16 protein-coding genes are annotated in these 21,263 nt (G+C 62.5%); 7 read left to right on the top strand and 9 right to left on the bottom strand.

Annotated features, from left to right (window positions below):
- Positions 1-104 precede the first annotated feature (104 nt).
- The 3 genes from ACSFBM_RS22585 to ACSFBM_RS22595 are packed head-to-tail and all read left to right on the top strand — an operon-like array spanning position 105 to position 3,028.
- Entirely contained in the window at positions 105-1,523 is a 1,419-nt protein-coding gene (locus tag ACSFBM_RS22585; protein WP_435437911.1) for a mannose-1-phosphate guanylyltransferase/mannose-6-phosphate isomerase, read from the top strand.
- On the top strand, positions 1,520-2,323 hold the full coding sequence (locus ACSFBM_RS22590; RefSeq protein WP_435486364.1) for an ABC transporter permease: 804 nt from the start codon (positions 1,520-1,522) through the stop codon (positions 2,321-2,323). Before ACSFBM_RS22585 ends, ACSFBM_RS22590 begins: the two co-directional genes overlap by 4 nt.
- Positions 2,324-2,326: 3 nt before the next feature.
- Positions 2,327-3,028, top strand: coding sequence for an ABC transporter ATP-binding protein (locus ACSFBM_RS22595; RefSeq protein ID WP_435486365.1), 702 nt, complete (start codon positions 2,327-2,329; stop codon positions 3,026-3,028).
- Between the two features lie 30 nt (positions 3,029-3,058).
- Here the strand turns inward: ACSFBM_RS22595 and ACSFBM_RS22600 are convergent, their stop codons facing one another.
- A complete protein-coding gene (locus ACSFBM_RS22600; RefSeq protein WP_435486366.1) occupies positions 3,059-5,155 on the bottom strand; it encodes a glycosyltransferase family 4 protein in 2,097 nt (698 codons plus the stop codon).
- Positions 5,156-5,379: 224 nt separating this feature from the next.
- On the opposite strand from ACSFBM_RS22600, the gene ACSFBM_RS22605 reads away from it, so the two are divergent.
- The 4 genes from ACSFBM_RS22605 (at position 5,380) to ACSFBM_RS22620 (ending at position 12,413) form a co-directional block, all read left to right on the top strand.
- Positions 5,380-6,678 carry an FkbM family methyltransferase gene (locus ACSFBM_RS22605; RefSeq protein WP_435486367.1) on the top strand — a complete coding sequence of 433 codons (1,299 nt, stop codon included), beginning with the start codon at positions 5,380-5,382 and terminating at the stop codon, positions 6,676-6,678.
- Positions 6,678-10,433, top strand: a complete 3,756-nt coding sequence (locus ACSFBM_RS22610; protein WP_435486368.1) for a glycosyltransferase — start codon at positions 6,678-6,680, stop codon at positions 10,431-10,433. The genes ACSFBM_RS22605 and ACSFBM_RS22610 overlap by 1 nt, the downstream gene beginning before the upstream one ends.
- A gap of 67 nt (positions 10,434-10,500) precedes the next feature.
- Positions 10,501-11,538 carry a GDP-mannose 4,6-dehydratase gene (gmd, locus tag ACSFBM_RS22615; RefSeq protein WP_435486369.1) on the top strand — a complete coding sequence of 346 codons (1,038 nt, stop codon included), beginning with the start codon at positions 10,501-10,503 and terminating at the stop codon, positions 11,536-11,538.
- Positions 11,535-12,413: an NAD-dependent epimerase/dehydratase family protein gene (locus ACSFBM_RS22620; protein WP_435486370.1), complete on the top strand. Its 879-nt coding sequence runs from the start codon at positions 11,535-11,537 to the stop codon at positions 12,411-12,413. Before gmd ends, ACSFBM_RS22620 begins: the two co-directional genes overlap by 4 nt.
- Here the strand turns inward: ACSFBM_RS22620 and ACSFBM_RS22625 are convergent.
- Genes ACSFBM_RS22625 through rfbC form a run of 8 tightly spaced genes read right to left on the bottom strand, consistent with a single transcriptional unit; the run spans position 12,406 to position 21,253 of the window.
- A complete protein-coding gene (locus tag ACSFBM_RS22625; RefSeq protein ID WP_435486371.1) occupies positions 12,406-12,807 on the bottom strand; it encodes a GtrA family protein in 402 nt (133 codons plus the stop codon). The genes ACSFBM_RS22620 and ACSFBM_RS22625 overlap by 8 nt on opposite strands.
- The gene (locus tag ACSFBM_RS22630; protein WP_435486372.1) at positions 12,804-14,138 is read right to left on the bottom strand and encodes an NAD(P)/FAD-dependent oxidoreductase; all 1,335 of its coding nucleotides are present in this window, start codon (positions 14,136-14,138) and stop codon (positions 12,804-12,806) included. The genes ACSFBM_RS22625 and ACSFBM_RS22630 overlap by 4 nt, the downstream gene beginning before the upstream one ends.
- A gap of 1 nt (position 14,139) precedes the next feature.
- Positions 14,140-15,069, bottom strand: a complete 930-nt coding sequence (locus ACSFBM_RS22635) for an NAD-dependent epimerase/dehydratase family protein (protein ID WP_435486373.1) — start codon at positions 15,067-15,069, stop codon at positions 14,140-14,142.
- Positions 15,070-15,102: 33 nt separating this feature from the next.
- Entirely contained in the window at positions 15,103-17,133 is a 2,031-nt protein-coding gene (locus ACSFBM_RS22640) for a hypothetical protein (RefSeq protein ID WP_435486374.1), read from the bottom strand.
- A 17-nt stretch (positions 17,134-17,150) separates the two neighbouring features.
- Positions 17,151-17,900 carry an SDR family oxidoreductase gene (locus tag ACSFBM_RS22645; protein ID WP_435486375.1) on the bottom strand — a complete coding sequence of 250 codons (750 nt, stop codon included), beginning with the start codon at positions 17,898-17,900 and terminating at the stop codon, positions 17,151-17,153.
- A gap of 10 nt (positions 17,901-17,910) precedes the next feature.
- Positions 17,911-19,233 (bottom strand): FAD-binding protein, encoded by a 1,323-nt coding sequence (locus ACSFBM_RS22650; protein ID WP_435486376.1) that lies wholly within the window; start codon positions 19,231-19,233, stop codon positions 17,911-17,913.
- Positions 19,230-20,693 (bottom strand): UbiA family prenyltransferase, encoded by a 1,464-nt coding sequence (locus ACSFBM_RS22655; protein WP_435486377.1) that lies wholly within the window; start codon positions 20,691-20,693, stop codon positions 19,230-19,232. Before ACSFBM_RS22655 ends, ACSFBM_RS22650 begins: the two co-directional genes overlap by 4 nt.
- 17 nt (positions 20,694-20,710) lie before the next feature.
- On the bottom strand, positions 20,711-21,253 hold the full coding sequence (gene rfbC / locus ACSFBM_RS22660; protein ID WP_435486378.1) for a dTDP-4-dehydrorhamnose 3,5-epimerase: 543 nt from the start codon (positions 21,251-21,253) through the stop codon (positions 20,711-20,713).
- Between the last annotated feature and the right edge of the window lie 10 nt (positions 21,254-21,263).

The raw sequence follows: 21,263 nt of genomic DNA on the forward strand, positions 1-21,263 counted from the left end.
CGCAACCGGCGACCACGACGGTCAGCGGCGGCCTTTTCACCCCTGCGACCGGCCGAAGAGGGCTGCCCGTAAAATTGGCTGGTTGAAAAGTAAAAGGAACAACGATGAGGCTTCTCTCAGTGGTGCTGTCGGGAGGCGCCGGCTCCAGGCTCTGGCCTGCCTCGCGCCAAGCCTTTCCCAAGCCGTTCATGAAGATCGGCGACTCCACCTTGCTCCAGCAAGCCGTCGAACGGGGCCAGGCCTGCGGCACCGGCGACCTGATGGTCGTCACAAACAAGGACCATCTGTTCCTGACCCGGGACGTCCTCCAGCAGATGAGCGACCCGCCCACGACGACCTTTCTGCTCGAGCCGAAGGGCCGCAACACCGGCCCGGCCATCGCTTTGGCCGCGCTGCAGTGCGCGCGGCAGTTCAGCGGCGACACGGTGATGCTGGTTCTGTCCGCCGACCACCTCGTGCCGGACGTGCACGCCTTCGTGGCCAGCGCGAGCGAAGCCTTCCGCCTGGCGCAGGAGGGAAAGCTGGTGGTGTTCGGCGTGAGCCCCACGAGCCCGGACACCGGCTTCGGCTACATCGAGGTCGAGCATGTCTCGCGCGAGAGCCAGGGCGTGAAGCGCTTCGTCGAGAAACCCGACCTCGAAACAGCCCAGCAGTACCTGGCCACGGGCCGCTACTACTGGAACAGCGGCATGTTCGCCTTCACGGCGGACACCATCATCGCGGCGCTCGAGGCGCATGCCCCTGATGTGATCCGGGCAGCAAGGCACGCGCTGGAAACGGCCAGCGAGTCCGGCACCTCCGTGAATTTCGACATGCATACATTCGGCCTCCAACCCGACATCAGCATCGACTACGCGGTGCTGGAACGGGCCTCCAATGTGCACGTGGTTCCAGCCAAGTTCAGCTGGAGCGACGTCGGCTCCTGGCCCGCGGTCGCCAACGCCCTGATCCCGGACGCCAGCGGCAACACCCTGCCCGACGACGTTGTCGCGCTCGACACCACCGGTACGCACGTGCAGGTCGAGAGCTACGGCCCCAAGGTCGTTGCCACCGTGGGCGTTCACGACCTGGTGATCGTCGACACGCCCGACGCACTGCTCGTACTGCACAAGGACAGCGCGCAGAAGGTAAAAAAGGTCGTCGACGTGCTCAAGGCCCGCAAGCACGACACCGTGCACCTGCCTCCGGTGGTTCACCGCCCGTGGGGCACTTATGCTTCGCTCAAGGAAGAAGAAGGCTACAAGGTAAAGCGCATCACTGTCCGCCCGGGCGAGGCACTCTCGCTTCAATATCACCACCAGCGCGCAGAGCATTGGGTGGTGGTACAAGGTCGGGGCATCGTGCAGATCGGTGAAGTCGAGCACGAGACCCTTCCTGGTCAGTACCGCTATATCCCCCTGAAAGAAAAACACCGCCTCACGAACACCGGGGACGAAGAGCTTGTGCTCATCGAAGTCCAGTGCGGCGGCTACCTTGGCGAAGACGACATCGTCCGCCTCGCAGACACTTACGGACGTACATGAGTCAAGTTCACTCCAATCTTCATCGAAGCGCGCTATCTGACTGGTGGGAAGGCACTCGCCGAACGGACATCTGGTGGACCCTCGCCTGGTTCGACATCGTGTTGCGCTATCGACGCTCAATGCTAGGACCGATGTGGCTCACCTTGAGCATGGGCGTAATGATCGGCGGCATGGGCCCGCTGTATAGCTCGCTTTTCGGCACCGAACTTTCCAGATTTTTTCCCCATCTTGCGCTGGGCATCATCTTCTGGGGGTTTTTTTCCAGCATCGTGACGGACGCTTGCAATGCCTTCGTCGGGTCGTCCAATTATCTGAAGCAGGGCTACTTTCCCATCAGCCTGTTTGTCTGGCGCAGCCTGGCACGCAATTTGATCCAGTTTGCCCACCAGATCGTGCTCTACATCCCGGTGGCGATCTGGGCTGGCATTTCGCTGTCCTGGTCGGTGCTGCTCGTTCTGCCGGCATTTGCCATCCTGATCATCAACGCACATGCGCTGGGACTGTTGCTGGGGCTGATCTGCACGCGTTACCGCGACGTCACGCAGATCGTCACGAGTGTGATGCAGATGCTGATGTTCCTGACGCCGGTGTTCTGGCTGCCCGAGAGCCTTCCTGGCCGTGCCAAGTACGTACTGTGGAACCCGTTTGCACAGATGCTGGACCTGCTTCGCACGCCACTGATGGGTGGCGTTGCGCACATTCACAGTTGGCTGGGCATCCTGTTCTGGACGGTGCTCTGCCTCGCCGCAGGCGCCCTTCTGTTTACGAAATACCGCCGTCGCGTCGTTTACTGGCTCTGATCCATGGCATTCATTTCACTCAAAAACGTCGCAGTCAACTTCCCGATCTACGGCGCAGGTGCTAATTCGCTCAAAAAGACGCTTGCCTCATCCGTCACTGGAGGACGCTTCGGCAAGGAGACGGGCGTGACGGTTGTGCAAGCGCTGAGCGGCATCAACCTTGAACTCAAGAGCGGCGACCGGCTAGGTTTGGTGGGTCATAACGGCGCGGGCAAGTCGACCTTGCTGCGCACGCTGGCAGGCGTCTACGAGCCGTCGTCGGGAGAGTTCGCGCGGCAAGGAACCGTTGCGAGCTTGATCGATCCATCGCTCGGTATCGAGATGGATGCGACGGGCATCGAAAACATCATGCTGCGCGGACTTGTCATGGGCATGAGCAAGAAAGAAGTTGATCGCCTGACGCCCGATATCTGCGAATTCAGCGGGCTGGGCGAATACGTCAACATGCCCGTCCGCACATATTCCACCGGCATGATGATGCGATTGGCGTTCTCCATCTCGACCAGCGTCGAGGCCGACATCCTGCTGATGGACGAATGGCTTTCGGTTGGTGACGCTGCCTTCACGGAGAAAGCGGAAAAGCGCATGAAAGACGTGGTGGCCAAGTCCGGCATTCTTGTACTCGCCTCGCACTCGCCGGAGCTCATCGCAAAGGAATGCAACCGGGTGATCCATATGGAGCACGGGCGGATCGTCGAACGATAGCTGCAGGCTGGCGGTTGCCGCGGCGTTCCGCTACGCGCGTGGCGCACACCGCAGCAGCGTCCTGATTTCATCGACGCGCTCGGCCATGCGGCGACCCGCCGTGTCGAGCGACAGATTGACTTCGGCGCTCTGCCTGCCGCGCGCCCCGATCTTGCGCGCCCATTGCGGGTCGTCGTAAAGGCGACGCATCAACCGGGCCGCGTGTTCGACCGACGGTTCGGCCCACTCCATGTCGGCGTCGTACGGCGGGATCGGCCGGCCGACCCTCACCCGCTCGTAAGGCACCAGAAGGCTGTTTTCGTCGTTCATGAAATCCATGTTGCCCGAGAAGGCCGTCGCGATCACGGGCTTGCCCATCAGCATCGCTTCGGCCATGGTCAGCCCGAGTCCTTCGCTGCGATGGAGCGAGACGTACGCATCGCACGCGTTCATCAACGAAAGCACCTCGTCGGAGCTGAGCACCTCGTCGATGATCCTGATTGTCGGTGAATCGGCTGCCGCGTCGCGCAGTTCCTGGAACTGCACGGGGTACCGGTCTCCGAAAGATGTCTTCAACACCAGCGTCACGGACTCATCGCCCCGAAACGCCATCTTGAACGCGCGAACGAGCCCAAGCGGGTTCTTGCGCTCCATCACGCTCACCATGTGAAAAGTAAAGAGGAAGGTAAATCGGTTCTCGTCTAGGTTGAAGTACGCGCGGTCGCGCGCCTGGAACGGCGCCAGGGTGACGCCAGGGAACAGCGTTCGTACTGGCACAGAGAGCCGCTCGCGCAGGCCCTTCGCGATGAACTCCGTGGCCGTCCACACCTCGTCGACCTGATCGGCGTGGGTGCACCATTCCTGCGGTATCGAATCGAATTCCCAGTACCAGTAGGCGATACGGTAGGTCCGCGGCGTGCGCTGCGCCAGGTCCGCCCTGGCGTAGGCCCTTTCAAAGAAGGGCTCGGGCTGCACATGGATGATCGTGATGTCGCTGGACTCAAGGCCATCGAAGCGCACATGGCGAGGGTCATCTCGCGCGTCCGTGCGGACGTCTCGCAACGACGTCCGGATGCCTGCCAAGCCCAGCGCCTCGGTCATGGCCTCCACGGAAACGCGCAACCCCGACGGATAGCAGAAATGGCCGATGATATTGACGCCATCGTCGAGCAATTCGGGGGCCAGCGCATCGATGTCGAGCGCGGCGCACCATGAGTGCGCCTCCGCTGCCAACGATGCCTGCGCACCGGACGCAAGCCACTCGAGCAATGCCCGGGCCGCCGCCACATCGGAGAGCGCATCGGGATGCGCATGCCGCCATGTCGCCTGCGCCAGATAGCCGATGCGCACTTGCAGCGCAGGCTGCGCAAACCCGACCTCGGCCGAACTCGTCGGGACACGGTCGACGCCATAGGCAGCCGCAACCCAGTCCGAGAACCGGGACCAGCCGAAGACTGTCAGCGCATCGGGGAAATCCTGCTGCCATTGCGGCGTGAACAGGAAGGCCCGCACCAACTCGCCTTGCGGGTTCTCCTGCGCCTGCAGGAACAGCCACCAGACTTCCTCGAGCGCCAGGTCGCCGGCCTCCAGCACGTGCTGCATGAACCAGCGGAAGAGACCGCGCCGGCCCGGCGGCAGCAGCCCATGAGGCAAGACCGCGCGAACCTCGTCGCTTGTCAGGAAGAACTGCCTCGCCCGTTCGGCAAAGTCTTCGGAAAGAAGTGCAACCAGTTGCTGCGCCCCTTCGGGCGTCAACGCCAGGTCTTCCTGCCCGTCCGGGCTGCGCAACCATTCGCTAAGGCCGTTGCCGGCTGGCGCGGAGAACGCCAGGGGAAAGCGGTCGCGAAGATCCTTGCGCCTGCGAAGCGTATCGACCCAGAAACGCGCCGCGCTCGGGCGGTCCACGACCGAACTGGCTTGCGCAGGCGGCCAGAAAACCCTCTCCGAAGGCAAACCCGCGGCATCGAGGACGTCGTCGGGGTCGTAGAAATCGAGGGCGGCGACCCGCGCCCCACTGCCAGCCTGCCGCGCGGCCTCCTGGCGTGAACGTTCTTCATCGAGCAACAACTTCAGCGAATGCGCCCTGGCGTCGCGGGCAGCGCGTTCCCGAAGAAACCGCATCCGCTCCGGCATGCGCCACGGTGTCATCAGCCAGTAGGCCGCCTTCGGGACCTTCCGCGCCGCTCGGCGCAATAAATCAAGCCTTCGCATGGCGGTAAGGCACTTTCACTGGCAAACGTAACTTCATCATGGGGTCTTTTTCGAGTGCGGCCATCATGCCAAGAATCCCCTGATTTCGCCTCGTAAAATGGTGAGATACGCGAAAGCGTGCATTTCACCGGGAGGACCATCGGCTCCGCCGCAAGTCGCAAATGACTCAAGACAACAGCCCCAAGGCTTTCACTTCGTACGCGCAGAATTTCGAGGACGTCATGCTATGGCGAGCGCTGAAGCATGTGCCCGTGGGCGTCTACGTGGACATCGGCGCCCAGCACCCCGTGGTGGACTCCGTCAGCAAGGCCTTTTATCAGCGGGGGTGGCGCGGCGTGCATGTCGAACCTGTTCCGCACTATGCGGAATTGCTCAGGCAAGACAGGCCGGACGAGATCGTCTTGCAACTCGCGCTTTCCGACACAGCGGGCATGCTTGACCTTCACGTGATCGAGGATACGGGTCTCAGCACGGGTGTGAAAGCCTATGCCGACGTCCATCGGGCCGAGCATGGCTTCGCGTACACGACAGTACCGACGCCCATGCTGCCAATGAAGACCGCTTTGGCATCGCTGGACGGTCGCGACGTGCATTGGCTGAAGATAGATGTGGAAGGACTGGAGGAAGAGGTCCTTCGAGGCTGGGACAGCAAGACGCTGCGTCCCTGGATCATCGTCGTCGAGGCCACAGTGCCAATGTCGAACGAGCTGCGCCATGACGGCGCCGAACGTATTCTGGTCGATGCCGACTACCTGTTCGCCTACTTTGACGGCCTCAATCGCTTCTACGTGGCTGCGGAACATGCCGATCTGCTGCCCGCACTGAAGATTCCGCCCAACGTGTTCGACTACGCCGAACTCAGCGGGCAATCCGGGACCTGGTGCAACGGCCTCATCGCGCGCCAAAAGGAAGAACTGCGCGTGTGTGCGGCGCAACTCGAGGCCGAGCGCGCCGAACGGACGCAAATCGAGCTGAAAGCCGGCGCCGAGCTCCAACGCGCACACTCCGCGCTCGAGGATGCAAGGAATCGGGCCCACGAAGTTGCGATGCGTACCGTCCAGGCCGAAGCGCGGGCCACCATCGCCGAAGCCAATGCCACCCATGCGAACGAGCGGGCCCGCGACGCCGAAGCGCGTGCGCTCCAAGCAGCGACGACGCCGCTGCGACGGCTGGCTTCGGCGGCAATGGAAGGCCGCATCACCAGCGGCGTCAAGCGCCGCATCAAGACCACCCTTCGCGTTGTCGCGATCACGGTCGGTCGCCATCCTCAGCTCAAGCGCGCGGCAATACTCGCCTTGAGCTGTGTCCCGCCGCTGAGGCGGCGCCTGCAGGCCATGCTCGCACCACCGCCCGCCTCCGCATCGCAGGGGCCGCCGGACAGACCGCTGTCCATGTCACCCGACACTGCCTTGGTGTACCGGCAGCTGCGTCAAAGCCAGCAGCGATCGGGGCATGCCTGATGCGAATCCTCATTGACCTTCAGGGTGCGCAATCCTCCGGCAATAGACACCGCGGCATCGGACGCTACTCCTTGTCCCTCGCGCAGTCGATGGCGCGGCAGATGGGAAAGCACGAGCTTCTGCTTGCTTTAAATGGGCGCTTCCCGGAAGCGGTGGACGACATAAGGGCCGCCTTCAACGGCCTCCTCGATCCGGCGAACATCAAGGTCTGGTATCCGGCCGCGCAGTCGGGCGCGGGCGCCCGCACGCCGAGCGAGGTTCTCGCCGACGAGAAACTTCACGAAGCATTTTTAGCCAGCCTAAATCCGGATGCGGTGCACGTGTCGAGCCTGTTCGAAGGCCTGGGCGACGCCACGGTCACCAGCGTGGGCCGCTTCGCGCGCACGCCCACGGCAGTCACGCTCTACGACCTCATCCCGCTGATCAACCCGCACCCCTACCTCGACAACCCGGTCATGCGCGACTGGTACATGGGCAAGGTGGAGGCAATGCGCAGGGCGAACCTCTGGCTCGCCATTTCGGAGTCGTCGAGGCAAGAAGGCCTGTCCCACCTGGGCCTGGATGCGGCACGCTGCGTCAATGTGTCCACCGCCGCAGGCGACCATTTCCGCAAGATCGACCTCGCGCCCGAGCGCGCGCAGGCATTGCGTGCCCGATACCGCCTTCTCAAGCCGTTCGTGATGTACACCGGCGGCATCGACCATCGCAAGAACATCGAAGGTCTGATCCGGGCCTTTGCACTGCTCCCTGCGGCAATGCGCTCCGGACACCAGCTTGCCGTGGTGTGCTCGGCGCGGCCCGAGGACCGCAAGGCATTGATGGCACTCGCCCACCAGCAAGGGCTGACAGAAGGCGATGTCGCGGTCACGGGTTTTGTACCGGAAGAAGATCTGGTCGACCTCTACAACCTGTGCACGCTGTTCGTTTTTCCGTCGTGGCACGAAGGGTTCGGCCTGCCGGCGCTCGAGGCGATGTTGTGCGGTGCGCCCGTAATCGGCGCCAACACGTCCAGCCTGCCCGAAGTCATCGGGCGGGACGACGCGATGTTCGACCCAAGAGACGACAAGGCCATCGCCGCCAAGATGGCGCAAGTGCTGGGCGACGACGCATTTCGACGCGTACTGGTCGAGCACGGCGCGGTTCAAAGCAAGAAGTTCTCGTGGGACGAATCGGCGCGGCGCGCGCTGCAGGCCTTCGAACAGCTTCACGAGTCGGCGCGCACCGCCAAGGCCGGCGCCACTGGCACGCGAGCCGACGCGGCGCGCCCCCGCCTGGCGTATGTGTCGCCGTTGCCGCCCGAACGCAGCGGCATCTCGAACTACAGCGCCGAGCTATTGCCCGAGTTGGCCAAGTTCTACGACATCGAACTGGTGAGCGACCTCAAGGCCGTCGACAAGCGCGAACTGAACGAGTCATTTCCGCTGCGCAGCGTCCAATGGTTTCGCAACAACGCCTGCATCTTCGACCGGGTGCTCTACCACTTCGGAAATTCTGAGTTTCACCAGCACATGTTCTCGCTGCTGGAAGAGATTCCCGGAACCGTCGTCCTGCACGATTTTTATCTGAGCGGAATCCAGGCACACAGGGAGAACGTCGGAGGCGAAGCGTTTGCCTGGACGCGTGCACTCTACGAATCCCATGGTTACGGGGCCGTCGCCGAGCGTGCGAAGGCCGCAGACACGGCGGACGTGATCTTCAAGTACCCCTGCAACTTCGACGTGCTGCGGCTCGCTTCGGGGGTCATCGTTCATTCGCCCTACTCGCTGGAGCTCGGGCGGCAATGGTTCGGTAGCAAGAGCACGGACAACTGGACGCTGATTCCACTGCTGCGCGTGATGCCTGAATCGATCGACGAGGCCAGACTTCGTGCACGCAAGGAACTGGGTCTGGAGGACGACCAGTTCCTGGTTTGCGCCTTCGGCCTGCTCGGGCCGACCAAGTTGAATCACCGCCTGCTCGACGCGTGGTTGCAGTCGTCGTTGGCCACGGATCCCCGGTGCCGGCTCGTGTTCGTCGGAGAGAACGACAAAGGCGCCTACGGCGTGCAGCTGGAACAGGTCGTTGCAGGCCGCGACCGGGCCGCCCAGGTGAGCATCACCGGCTGGGTCGACTCCGAGACATTCCAGCGCTACCTGAGCTCGACGGACGTCGCAGTTCAGCTGCGGACGCTGTCGCGCGGAGAAACCTCGGCCGCGGTGCTGGACGCATTGGGCCGGGGCGTTGCCACGGTGGTCAACGCCAACGGATCGATGGCGTACCTGCCGTCCGATGCAGTCGTGATGCTGCCCGAAGAGTTCAGCGACGACACGCTGATCCAAGCATTGGAAGACCTGCGTCAATCGCCCGCCACCGCGCGTGCCCTCGGAGCGAAGGGCAAGGAACTGATCCGCACGACGCATGCGCCGGCCGATTGCGCCCGGCAGTATGCCCAGGCGATCGAGTTGTTCGCATCGCGCGCGCAATACGCGCGCCCGGGGCTGATCAAGTCGATTGCGGCGGACCCTTCGTTGTCCGGCGACGGCATTGCTGAAGCCGCGAAGAGCATTGCGCGCGCGCTGCCGTTGGCGGCCGCGAAGCGCCAACTCTTTGTTGACGTGTCGGAGCTCGTGCAGCGCGACTGGCAAAGCGGCATTCAGCGGCTGGTGAGGTCATTGCTCCGCTCGCTGTTCGACAGCCCGCCCGAGAGCTATCGAATCGAGCCGGTCTATGCCCTGAAGGGCGAGCCTGGCTACAACTACGCACGAAAATTCTCGCTGCGTTTTCTCGGCTGCCCGACCCAGGGCCTCGATGACGCGCCCATCGACGTGCGCGATGGCGACGTTTTTGTGGGTCTGGACCTGCAACCGCACATCGTTCCGGAGCAGGCCGACTTCTACAAGGCTCTAAGGCAGCAGGGTGTGCGCGTCGAGTTCGTCGTGTACGACCTCTTGCCCGTCTTGTTGAGCCACCGATTCGTCCAGGACGCCAAGTCGGTGCACGAGCGCTGGTTGAAGGTCGTTGCCCAGAGCGATGGTGTTCTCGCGATTTCCAATGCCGTCGCGGACGAATTCACGGCATGGGCTCGCGAGCATGCGCCCGAACGCATCGAGGCAGGCCTGAAGGTCCGGGCTTTCCACCTGGGCGCGGACATTGCGTACTCGTTGCCGACGAGCGGCCTGCCGCTCGCGGCCAAGTCGACGCTGGCCCAGATCGCGGCGGCGCCGGCCTTCTTGATGGTCGGCACGGTCGAGCCCCGCAAGGGGCATGCGCAAACGCTCGACGCGTTCGAGCAACTATGGCGCAACGGCATCGACGTCAACCTCGTGATCGTGGGCAAGAAGGGCTGGATGGTCGAAGAAGTCGTCGAACGGCTGGAGCAGCATGCACAGCGGGGCCGACTGCTGTTCTGGCTTGAAGGGGTCAGCGACGAATACCTGGAGCGGCTCTACGACGACAGCGCCTGCCTGATCCTGGCCTCCGAGGGCGAGGGTTTCGGGTTGCCGTTGATCGAAGCCGCGATGCACAAGCTGCCGATTCTCGCGAGGGATCTGCCTGTCTTCAGGGAAGTCGCGGCAGGCCATGCGTTCTACTTCGACGGCACGAAGGGCGAAGACATTGCGGCCGCCGTCATGCGTTGGCTCGAACTGTTCAAGCTGGGCCAGCATCCGCGCTCGGAGACAATGCGGTTCCTGACCTGGCAACAGAGTGCAGAACAGTTCAAGACGGCTCTCTTCGACCCGTCTTGCCCCCGGACCGCACTGTTGCGGCCCGATTGATTTCAACCCGAGGTGTGCTGCGCATGCGCCACCCCGTCATTCAGCTAGAAAAGGAAAGAGGACTCCGATGAAAAAGCGCGCTGTTGTAACAGGCATCACAGGCCAGGACGGTGCCTACCTGGCGGAACTGCTGCTGGCCAAGGGCTACGTGGTCTATGGAACCTACCGCCGCACGAGCTCCGTCAATTTCTGGCGCATTGAAGAGCTCGGCATCCAGAACAATCCCGACCTTCACCTCGTGGAATACGACCTGACGGATCTAGGCAGCTCGATCGCACTGATCAAGGATGCGGATCCTGGCGAGGTCTACAACCTCGCCGCGCAGAGCTTCGTCGGCGTGAGCTTCAACCAGCCGGCGGCGACCGCGCAGATCACCGGCGTCGGCGCGCTGCACCTGCTGGAAGCCATTCGCTTGGTCAACCCCAAGATCCGCTTCTATCAGGCATCGACCTCCGAGATGTTCGGCAAGGTGCAGGCCATTCCACAGATCGAGAGCACGCCGTTCTATCCGCGCAGCCCCTACGGCGTGGCGAAGCTCTACGCACACTGGATGACGATCAACTACCGCGAGAGCTACGACATCTTCGGCGCCAGCGGCATCCTGTTCAATCACGAGAGCCCGCTGCGCGGCCGCGAGTTCGTCACTCGCAAGATCACCGACAGCGTCGCCAAGATCAAGCTCGGCAAGCTCGACGTGCTCGAGCTCGGCAACCTCGACGCAAAGCGAGACTGGGGCTTTGCCAAGGAATACGTCGAAGGCATGTGGCGCATGCTGCAGGCCGACGAGCCCGACACCTTCGTGCTGGCCACCAATCGCACCGAGACCGTGCGCGACTTCGTCACCCTCGCATTCAAGGGCGCGGGCATCAACGTCGAGTTCAAGGGCGCCGCGGAATCCGAGATCGCGGTCGACACCGCCACCGGCAAGACCATGATGCGCGTGAATCCCAAGTTCTACCGGCCGGCAGAAGTCGAACTGCTCATCGGCGACCCCGCCAAGGCCAAGGCCAAGCTGGGCTGGGCACCGGCCACCACGCTGGAACAACTGTGCCAGATGATGGTCGAGGCCGATCTGCGACGCAACGCCCAGGGCTTCTCGTTTTGAAGATCCTGCTGACCGGGGCGGAAGGGTTCACCGGTCGCCTGTTTGCCGAGCATGCGACCGCGGCTGGCCACACCGTGGTCGCGCTGCAGGCCAACCTGACGAACGCGGACGCCCTGCGCGACGAAGTCCTGGAGACCGCGCCGGATGCCGTCGTGCATCTTGCCGCGATCAGTTTCGTCGGCCATGCCCACGACGAAGCGTTCTATGCCGTCAACGTGATCGGCACGACCAACCTGCTCAACGCTCTGTTGCGGCTGCCGGTTCGCCCGCGGCGCGTGCTGCTGGCCAGCAGCGCCAACATCTACGGCAACTCGGCCGAGTCGCCCATCGGCGAGACGCACGCACCGGCACCCGTCAACCACTACGGCATGAGCAAGCTCGCCATGGAGTACATGGCGCGGACGTATGCAGACCGGCTGGATCTGGTGATCACGCGCCCGTTCAACTACACGGGCCCCGGCCAGGACGACCATTTCCTGATCCCCAAGCTTGCGATGCACTTCGCGGCCCGCGAGCCTTCCATCGCATTAGGCAACCTGAACGTGGAGCGGGAGTTCAACGATGTGCGAATGGTCTGTGACGCGTACCTGCTGCTGCTTTCGCACGGCGAGCCCGGCGAAACCTACAACATCTGCTCCGGCCAGCCCTATGCACTGCGTTTCGTCATCGACACCTTTGCACGCCTGACGGGATACACGCCGCGCATCGAGGTGAATCCCGCGTTCGTTCGGGCCAATGAAGTGCATCGACTTTGCGGCAGTGCGACGAAGCTGCAGGCACTCTTTGCAGCGCACGGCGTCACGCTGCTCAGTCCGCCGCTGGAGGAAACGCTTCAGCGAATGCTGCAGGCGGCGGGGTCCGGCAAGGCTATTTGAACGTCAGCATCCGGTGGCCGAAGTAGCTCGTGACGACCGGCACGAGAACACCGATCAGGTGCGCCACGGCTTCGGCGTGCTCGACGATGCCCAGCCTCGGAAGCACCCAGCGGGCAAGGACGAGGCTGATCGCCAGCGTCTGCAGCACAGCGAGCACGTTCACGCCGACGAACTTCATGATCTGCGGGCCGAGCGCGCTCTTCTGAGCGTCGAACACATGCTGGCGCATGAGCACGAAGGCGACCACCATCCCCACCAAGTAGGCCAGGACAATGGCCGTGCCATAGCCCAACCAAAGGCTGAACAGGAAGCGCGACCCGTAATTGGCGGCGGCGGCAATGCCGCCGGCCATGAGAAACCGGAGGAACTGCGGCGTCAGCAACGCGCTCTTCATCGGGTTTGCGCGGCCGCGGCCGACTTCGCCAGTTCACGTCCGAAGCCGATGCTCTCCGAAATGCCTCGATCTTCCGGGTAGTAGTACGACGTATCCGCCACCCACAATCCATGTACCGGCAAGGCGGCAGGCGGAAGGCGGTCCAGATAGCCCGGGTCACAGATCGGCTGCGCGTAACGGTAGCGGCTGGCGCGCATGTCGATGAAGTCGTCTTCTGTCAGTGCCGGATTGATCTTCAGGCAATACCGGCGAACCTTGGCCAGGAAGACTTCGTCAGCATCCTGGAACTTCGGATGCTCGCCCGGCATGTAGAACGGAACGTACAGGACATGAGGGTCCAGCGGCCGCAAATTGCTGTACTCGACCAACCCCGGGATGTCCATCTCGGGATCGTTGATGTTGAGCCAGAAATTCTCGGTCAGGGGCTTGCGCAGCTTGGCGATGACGCAGACCACAGCGATGTTCTTCAGCGCGGCAAAAGCTTGCAGCGTCTGCGCCGGCAGCTCCGGCATCAGGCGCGGCACATAGGGCAAGGGAACGGTACTGACAACCTTGTCGAAGGCCTCCATCCCCGTCGCCGTTTGCACCCCCCTCACGGCGCCATCTTCGATCACCACCTTGGAGGCCGGGGACGCAAGACGGACCTCGCCGCCCTTGGCCTCGATCGCAGCCTTCAGCGCATCCAGCAATGTTTGCGATCCACCGTCCAGGTAGCCGAGCTTTTCCTTGAACAGGCTGTAGCGGGAGCGCCCGATGCGGCGAATGCGGCTCCAGATCCAAGCGGCCGACAGGTTGGAGCTGTGCTCGTAGAACTTGTAGTCGAACAGGCGCTTCCACAGCACCTCATAGGCTTCGGCGCCGACCCACCGCTTGATCCAGCCGGTGGCCTCGACGTGATCGAGCGGCTTCCAGTCGTTTCGCTTGGTTGAAAGAAAAGCGTGCAGGCCGTAGCGGAACTTGGCGACCAGCCCCAAGCCCTTGAACGTCAGCAAGGCCATCGGATTTCCCCATGGCTGAAGCCGGTTCTGGTACCAGTAGCCCATCTTCGTGGCCACCCAGCGCATCTTCGAGGAGAGGCCGAGTTCTTCGAGCACTTGGAAAAAGGCCGTGTCCGAGGTGCAATGGAAATGGTAGTAGCGCTCAATCTGCAGCCCGCCGAAGTCAAAGGCCGCGGTCATCCCGCCGACACGGTCGTCGGCTTCAAACACGACGGGCCGATGCCCGTCGAGGGACAGTTGATAGGCGACGGCCAAGCCCATGGGGCCGGCTCCCAAAACGGCGATGCGTTGGCCGCGCGGCGAGCCCGGAGCGACAAGGTTCGATTCCGTCACGTCAGAACTCCAGTGCGATCTTGCTGTAGACCGGATGATTGAAGGTCTCTTCGACAGCCTCGTTGAACGGCGTGCTGCGCACACCGAAGATTCCGGGCCAGTCAATGACCTCGAACTCGTCGCGCGCCACCAAGGCCTGGAGCTGCTGTGTGGTGAACGGCGGATTGCGATCGAACAACGACCAGGTCCACAGCAAGCCGTAGAACAGGCCATAGGGAATCTTGACGATCCGGGCCTTCGCCTTGGTGGCGCGCTTGATCACGCGAATGATGTCGATGTAGTCGACCTGCTGATGCCCGGTGATGTTGAAGATCCCGCTGCGGACGTTGTTTTCGATGCAGCTGATGATCACGTTACAGAAATCGCCGACGTACAGCGGCTGACGCATGAATCTGCCGTTTCCCGGCACGGGAAACACGGGCACCTTTGCCATGAAACGCGACAGCCATCCAAGATGCTTTCGATCGAACCACCCGAACATCAGGGTCGGTCGCAGGATCGGACATTCGATGCCGCTGTCCAGGACCATGCGCTCCTGGTCCTTCTTGCTCCGGGTATAGAAATCGTCGGCCACGGACTCCACCACCGACGAGCTGATATGGACCAGCTGGGGAACCTTGTTCTTCTCGATGGCTTCGAGGATGAGCTTCGTGGAGGTCACGTTGTTGTCCACGAATTCCTGGTAGTCGATGCCGCCGATCTGCGCTTGCAGCATGACCACCACGTCGGCGCCCTCGAAATGCGCAAGCCAGTCGCCGCGCTTGGAAACATCCGCGTACTCCGCAACCACGTCGGGATGCGCGCGCGCCAGCACCTCAAGGTTGGGACGGTGCTTGTCCAGTACCACGATCTGCGTGAATTTTTCGCGATTCAGGCGGGCAACCAGGTTTTGCCCGACGAGACCGGCCCCTCCAGGAAGAATTATTTTCATACCGAAACCCTAACAAACAAAATGAGGCACATGCTATTGCGCGTAGCGAACGCCAACGCCGAGCAATCCGATGGAGAGGCGTCGGTCGTCGCCGGAAAGACCCAGCTCCTTGGGCGACTGCTTTCCATCGAGCTTCAGCACGACGGTCGTGATGGGAGATCTGTTCCACAGCGTCGGGGCGACGCTCACGTGCACCACGCCCGGACCTGAAACTTCCTCGCTGGCGATTTCCTCGCCATTGACAAGCACATCCACGTGCTGCGACTTGATCTTTCCGTTGCCCAGATAAGGGAAGACCTCAAAGCTCAGATCGACCGGCTTCGATGCGCTCTTCGACTTGAATTGCAATGCGATCATGTTGGCGGACAGCCATTCCCATTCGTCGGGCTTGCCGGGACGCACGGACGGTGCAGCAGCGATTTCGCATTTCGCTTTCAGCGGATTGAATTTTTCGATCTCGCCGCGGGTGTCCAGGATCGGCGAATCGTCATGGATCCGGCAATAGTCGCTCTCGGTGAACTCGGAGGGAAGATGGTCCACCTTAGCGGTCCAGATTTCCATCGAGTTGTTCTTGTTTCTCAATAGCTCTTCGGTGTAGCCGGTTCCCCGGCCGAAGACATAGGTCCAGTCGTTCGGCACGAAGTAGGGAACATTCGATCGGGCCAAGCGCACGGCCAAACCGGTATTGATGCCCCAATCCTGTCCATCGATCTGGTTGATGGTGATCCGGCTGCCGGGCTTTTCAAGATGAACCGGCTCGCTGCCGCCCAGCATCGTCGAGTGCTTGCTGAAAACCTCGAAGTTCGCGTTGTACCGCGGCACGATGAAAAAGGCGGTCGCAATCCAGAGAAGCGAAAAAACCAGCAACACTGGGCGAGACAACCGTGCGATGAGGCAGTAGACAACCAGCAACCCCAGCAGGCCGGCGATCGAGTACACGAAGAAGGAGTTGAACTCGTAGAGCGGCCCCGTGATCCGAAGCGCCCACAGCGTCGAGAACGCCAGCGCCAGAATGCAGAACAGCGCCAACCGCTGGAGCTCGACCCTCGATGTCTTCAGATTCAGCAGCCACTTCGTCGGAAGCACGAGTGCGGCTGCGACCATGAGCAGCTCGAAAAGAACCTTGAGGCTGCCCAGCTTCACGTCTCGGGCTGTGTCCAGCCACTCGGGCTTTCTGTCGAAGATGAAATAGGAAGCAACATAGTTCATCGCCTGGTTGAAATTGGGCGTCTGACCATGGTTCGACTTCATGTATGCCAGGACTCGCACGGCGTTGCAATCCGGGCAACGGGTCAGGTCGATGATGATGGGAATCAGGAAGATGCCCACGATCACGAACGAGGCAGCAAAACCCCCTGCGCGCTTGCGGCCGGAAGTCCACGCAGGATCGATCACCTGCCGCGTCTTAGCCACCCATGCAAAGCTCAGGATTGCGGCAAGAAAAACAGGGAACGTCAGGACCGGCTGTGCGATGTGCCCGTGGCACAGGACGCAGACACAGAAGACGCACACGGGCAGGAAGCGGAACCAGCCCAGGCTCAGCGCCGCCGAGGAAATGAGGAGCAGCAGATAGGGGCCGAACAGCACATGCGGCGCCCAGATGCTCGATACCGCGATGTAGCCGATGCCCGCGCCCAGGCAGGCCACCAGAATCCATGCAAGAAGAATTCTCTTGTCGCGCACCAGAAACAATGAAATGGCGACCGAACTCGCAATAAATCCGCTCTGGAGAATGATGCCGACGAACACGTGCGCCTGATGCGGCGAAGGAACGAGGTGCAAGAGGTCGACCAGCACCATCTCGCCAAAGGCATATACATAGAAGAAGAACGGGCCCGGATGGTTGAACAGCCATCTCGAGTAGTTCCCGTAGATCTCATGGAAACTCTTGGCGCGGATGATGTTCAGCGCATTGGCCGCGAAGTCGCCCGCCTCCAGCCTGTAGGGGCCGAAGACGAAGCCAGCCGCAGTTGCCAGGACGATCGCAAAAACGGCAAAAAATACGATCCACCAATATCGCCATTCGACACGGGCCGCAGAATTGCCTCGAATTGACTCACTCATCAGGTCATCCCTCACCCTTACAGCGCAAGTTTCTTGAAAATAAATGTCGGAATCGACTTGATGATCGTCATGATGATTTGCCAGAACCACGGCACATAGATGACGGCCTTCCTTGCGCTCACCGCATCGACAATCGTCCGGGCCACACGCTCCGGCGTCGCGGTCAGCTTCTTGGGCAGGTCGAGCCCGGCCGTCATGGGCGTGGCAACGAAGCCAGGCTTGATCAGCAACAGGTTGACGCCGCGCTTGAAAAGCTTCCCCCGCATGCCTGAAGCAAAGGCCTCCACGCTGCTCTTTGCGGCGCCGTAGAGGAAGTTGCTCGGCCGGCCGCGATCACCGGCCACGGAGCCGATCACGGCCAGCGTGCCCGTTCCTTGCGCTTCGAACCGAGGCGCCAGCGAGAGCATGCAGACGATCGCGCTTTCGCCGTTGGTGCGGAACTGCTCGATGGCGTAGTCGAGGTCCACCGCCGCACGCGCCTGATCAGGCAGCGTGCCGTGGGCAATCAGCGCCACGTCGACCTCGCCGAGGTCGCGCCATACGCGCTCGACGACATCGGGAAACTGCTTTGGCTCGGCCGCGTCCCACACGTAGCGGAACACCCCTGTGGCGCCGCGGGCGGTCAGGTCGCCTGCGATGACCCCGAGCTTCGCCTCCGAGCGCGCCACAAGCGCAAAGGTGCAGCCTTCGGCCGCATATTGCCGCGCCACGGCCTCGGCGATACCGGAGGTCGCACCGACGATGAGGATCTTCTTTTTTGTTGACATGGAATGGGTCTCAGGGGGTTACGCGGTTCCAGAACCGCGATTTCAGATGGGGGTCGCGGAGCGCTTCGACTTGGGGCCAGGCCGGGTAGGCTTGCTGAAAATGCGCCGCGCTCATGTGCGCGTCCTTCGCCGGGTAGAGGCGCCCTCCGGCCTCGTGAATCAACGCATCGAGCTTGGCGAACAACCGTGCGTTGGCAATGTCGCGCTGCGCAAAGTCGAGCGCCAGCGAGACGCCCGGCAAGGGGAAGGACAAAAGTCCGGGCGACGGCACATCGCCGCACCGCTTGAGCACAGCGAGAAAAGATCCGCTGCCGCTGCGCGCAATTTCTGCGAGCACCGCACGAATCGCGTCCCGTGAACTGGCGAACGGCACGACGCACTGGTATTGTTGGAACCCGGCTCGCCCGTACATCCGGTTCCAGTGCAGCAGCTTGTCGAGCGGGTAGAAGAACGGGTCGTAGCCGACCGTCGCGTGGACCTGCCGGGCTTGCTGCCGGTGGTAGTAGAGCGTGTTGAAGATCCGCAGGCTCGCCGCATTGACCAGCGACACGGGAGGATCGACCGGCATGCTCTTGGGCTTCGCGGGAGCGACCTGCAAGCCACCTTCCTGTGCATGGTCGCCCACAATGTAATGCCCTCGGCCCGCCTGCCGGCCGGCGGCCAGGCAATCGACCCAGGCCACGGCATATTCGTGCTGCGCATCGAGCTGCTCGGACAGGTCGAAAAACTCGTCCAGTCCACCGAACTTGATTGAGCGCTGCGCCATGTAGGCAGAGGGCACGCGACGCAGCTGGATTTCAACCGACAGCACGATGCCGGTCAGGCCCAGCCCCCCGACGCTCGCACGAAACAACTCGGCGTTGTCCTGCGGCGAGCAATCGACGACCCCTTCCTGCGTCCTGAACAACGCCAGCCGCCTGACATGGCAACCGAAGGTGCCCATCACATGGTGATTCTTGCCGTGCACATCGTTGGCCACGGCGCCGCCGAGCGTGACGAACTTGGTCCCCGGTGTGACCGGCAGGAACCAGCCCCGAGGCAGCGCGATGTCGATGAGCGCTCCCAGCGTGAGACCGGCCTGCGCAGCAACCACGCCGGTTGCCCAGTCCGCCGCGATCACGCGGTCCATGCCCGCTGTCGCCACGACATGGTCCGACTCCGCCATGCAGGAGTCGCCATAGCTGCGCCCCATTCCGAACGCGAGCGTGCCACCGTTGCCTTGCGCCAGCGCGGATGCGGCCGCGCCCTCAACCTCGGATGGCCAATGAACGGCGTGCGCCGTTTGCGGGTGGTAGGGATACCGCCCCCACGACAGGCGTGCGGACGAGTTCAAAATGCGGCCGCGACAAAAGTGGTGGCGAACGCAATGCCGATCCAGCGGCTGACACGGTCACGCAGTGCGAAGACGATAGGGTCGTCGTTCATGCGCCCCCGGTGCGCGATCAGCCAGACCCGGCTCAACCAGAACAACAGCAGCGGGCACGCCACCCACAGCACCTTCGGATGCCCATACAGGTGCTGCGAGGCCACGTCGTTGATGTAGAGGGCGAGCACGAGCACCGACAGATACCCCGACGACCCGCCCAGGGACGCCAGAAGCTCGAAATCCTGGACCTCGTAGCCTCGCCCCGGAGCGGCATCGCCCCGTCCTTGCTCCCTGGCCTCATAGAGCTCGGTGTACCGCTTGACGAAGGCCAGGCTCAGGAACATGAAGATGCAGAACGCCAGGATCCAGAACGTCAAGGGCGCGACGATCGCCGCGGCGCCGGCGACGACGCGCACCGTGTACAGCATCGCCAGCGTGACCACGTCGAGCATGACAACGCGCTTGATCCAGAGTGAATACGCAAGCGTCAGGAAGTAGTACACCCCGAGAACCAGCGCGAACCTCGCCGGCAGCCACAGCAACGCCGCACCGAACGCGAACACCAGCAACGCGGGCATCCAGAGCATGGCGTGAAAAACCGGGAATGTTCCGGCTGCCAGCGGGCGATTGCACTTGGTGCGGTGCCTGCGGTCGTCCTTGAGGTCGAGCAGGTCGTTCAGCAAGTACACGCTGGAGGCACAGGCACCGAAGCACAGGAACGCGAGCACGCCATCGCCCAGCAGTTGCCAGTGGCTAAGCTTGTGCGTTGCCAGCAAGGGCACGAACACGAGAAGGTTCTTGGCCCATTGGTGCAGCCGTAGCGCCTTGCGCAACACACGCAGGTACCCCACGCGATCGTCGAACACCTCGCCCAAGCGTCCCAGACGGCGCGCGCGCGCCAACACGTTGAACTCGGGGTTCACTACGTGGGCGGCGCTCGCGGAACGCCAGACGTCCAGGTCGGCGGTCGAGTTGCCGACGTATTCGAAGCGCTGTTCACCGTAGCGGGAAACCAGGGCATCCCGCTTGTGCGCAGAAGCAAGGTTCTTCGCCTCGGTGCCGAGCACCTCGTCGAAGATGCCCAGATAGTCGGCCACCTGGCGTGCAAGCCGCGCGTCGGAAGCCGTTGCAAGCACCAGGTGCACGTCGCCCAGGGCCTTCTGGCTCTTGAGCCAGGCCATCAGGGGCTTGTTGTAGGGAAGCGTGGCGATGACTGGCGTTGCCACGTCGGCGACGCGCCGCTTGAAGTAGGCTTTTCCCTTCAGTAGCCAGAACAGCGCCTTCAGGAACAGCAGGGGCTGGTAGCGCAGCATCAGGAAGACGCTCTCGATCAGCAGGTCCGATCGAATCAGCGTTCCGTCGAGGTCGACCGCGATGACCCGGCGCCCCACAGTGGCACGGCCCGATCGCGCATCGCCCAGGCTCATCGTTTGCTCAAACGCACTCATGGGAACAGATCGGCCTTGTCCAGCGAAACGCCGGCGGCATCCTTGGCGGACAGTTGAGGGGACATGTCGGGCCAGGCGATGTTCAAGGTCGGGTCGTTCCACGCAATGCAGCGCTCGTGCGCTGGCGCGTAGTAATCGGTGGTCTTGTAGAGAAACTCGGCCGTGTCGCTCAACACCAGGAACGCATGGGCAAAGCCGGCAGGCACCCAGAGCTGCTTGTGGTTTTCGTCCGTCAGCTCCACGCCCACCCAGCGCCCGAAGGTCGGAGACGACCTGCGGATATCGACCGCGACATCGAACACCGCCCCGCGTACGACACGCACGAGCTTGCCTTGCGGCTGCTGGATCTGATAGTGAAGCCCACGCAGCACGCCCTTGGCCGAGCGCGAATGGTTGTCCTGGACGAACTCGACGTGTTGACCAACGGCTTCATCGAAGGCCTTGCCGTTGAAACTCTCGAAGAAGAAGCCCCGCGCGTCACCGAAGACCTTGGGCTCGATGACCAGCACGTCAGGTATTGCAGTCGGTGTTGCTTTCATGATTTGTCCA

The sequence above is a fragment of the Variovorax pasteuri genome (assembly GCF_051216435.1).
Classification (GTDB): domain Bacteria; phylum Pseudomonadota; class Gammaproteobacteria; order Burkholderiales; family Burkholderiaceae_C; genus Variovorax.